4 protein-coding genes are annotated in these 1,460 nt (G+C 45.4%); 1 reads left to right on the top strand and 3 read right to left on the bottom strand.

Translation table 11 applies throughout. The annotated features are described in order from the left end of the window. From L5M10_RS23780 to L5M10_RS23770, 3 genes are all read right to left on the bottom strand, one after another. A partial coding sequence (locus tag L5M10_RS23780; protein WP_263179001.1) for a transposase occupies positions 1-173 on the bottom strand: 173 nt, incomplete at its 3' end. Between the two features lie 27 nt (positions 174-200). Next, the gene (locus L5M10_RS23775) at positions 201-479 is read right to left on the bottom strand and encodes a transporter (protein WP_263256094.1); all 279 of its coding nucleotides are present in this window, start codon (positions 477-479) and stop codon (positions 201-203) included. Between the two features lie 217 nt (positions 480-696). Further along, positions 697-1,206, bottom strand: coding sequence for a DUF7010 family protein (locus L5M10_RS23770; protein WP_263256092.1), 510 nt, complete (start codon positions 1,204-1,206; stop codon positions 697-699). Positions 1,207-1,294: 88 nt separating this feature from the next. On the opposite strand from L5M10_RS23770, the gene tnpA reads away from it, so the two are divergent. After that, on the top strand, positions 1,295-1,460 hold a 166-nt coding region (tnpA, locus tag L5M10_RS24280; protein ID WP_411569349.1), incomplete at its 3' end, for an IS66 family insertion sequence element accessory protein TnpA.

Genomic DNA, 1,460 nt, shown 5'->3' with positions numbered 1-1,460 from the left:
GTTAATGTTTTACCTGGCACGGGGCGACCTTCTTTTCTGGCAATATCTCGCCAATGATACAAGGTTTGCACCGCGATGCCTTCTTCCCGAGCGACCTCTGCGACCGTTAAGTTGTGAGGAGGTAATAATTTTTTAAGGATCGCCTCTTTACGTTCTGGTGAATACCGAGCCATATCGTTCTCTTTTGCCGCACCCTGTCTTTAAACATAATGATTATTTAGGGGTGACAACAATCCTGACACAGGGGGCTTGCGGGTTTCTATCTGAATATCTAAATTTTGTAGCTGCTGATCAGCGATCAACGCAGTATTAACTGCTGTGGCAATTTTAATATCATCACCAGTACCATCCTCGGTTGTTACAGTTAAGTTTGGTGTACCTGTTTGAGTATTCACATTGCCACTATCACAACCGTTAAGCAGCAAACTACCAACGAGTACAACACCAGCGGTAACGAACGTAAGTTTCATGGTTTGCATTATAAGCTCCTTCACACTGCAAAAAGTGCAGGGTAATAACCATAATGCAATAACGCCAGTTTGAGCTCTGTGCGCTGGCAGACATACAAATCGATCTAGGGCGAGATCACTTGTTAGACTCTTGATTAAGCGTCAGGGCTGAAGCCCCACGACTTTGATTCACCTCGGCCATTAGGCCGCAAAGCCAAAATCTACACAATAACCCAAAGATAACCCACTAATTGCTAGCACAAAGATTTTGCTGAATCTTCCAACGGCGCTGCATCACAGGAATTGAAAAACCATAACAAAACACCACGATTAGAGGCTGAATTTGAAAGCTCAGCTCGGGCCAGAGCATGAAAGCTGCCACACAGGCTAAGGTGCGCACTATCGCATGCACTATGGCCACCTTTTGCGCTGCTAAAACACCGTGGACTAACCACATTAAACCTGTTTGCACCGCAAGGGCGAAAGGCAAGGCCAGATAATTTTCCATAAAAAAGGGAATACTGATGCTAAAGGTTAAAAAACTCATCCCCATCGCAGCGAGAAACACAGTCTCAAACCAATTACGCTCAGCGCTTTTCTTAAACGAGATATTCTCGCCCGTCAGCCGCGAAATGCCCATGGCAAGGTAGATAATAGAACCAGTACCGATAAAGACCGCCATCACCAACTGCGAAGGAGGTAATACAAAGCTCAATAAAAACAGTAAGCTCCACACAATCATGCCGGATAAGGGCATAGCTAAAGGTAAGCGTCCATTTTAGGACGTCCTATTCCCACTTAAGATCGCGCGATAAGCTGTGCACTCATCATTACAGGAGAGTGATATGGCAAAGCGAGCTTACCGCAACGCTGCACAATGGCAGCAATTAATCGACTTATGGCACACATCAGAGCTGAGCATCACTGAGTTTTGCCAAACCCATCAACTGAGCACCATGTCATTTTATAAATGGCGGCAACGTCTATCACCACAAACTGAGCAAGCTAATG

Origin of the sequence: Shewanella sp. SM32 (assembly GCF_025654235.1) — a bacterium.
GTDB lineage: Bacteria > Pseudomonadota > Gammaproteobacteria > Enterobacterales > Shewanellaceae > Shewanella > Shewanella oncorhynchi.
This window is presented reverse-complemented; position numbering and strand designations above follow the sequence as displayed.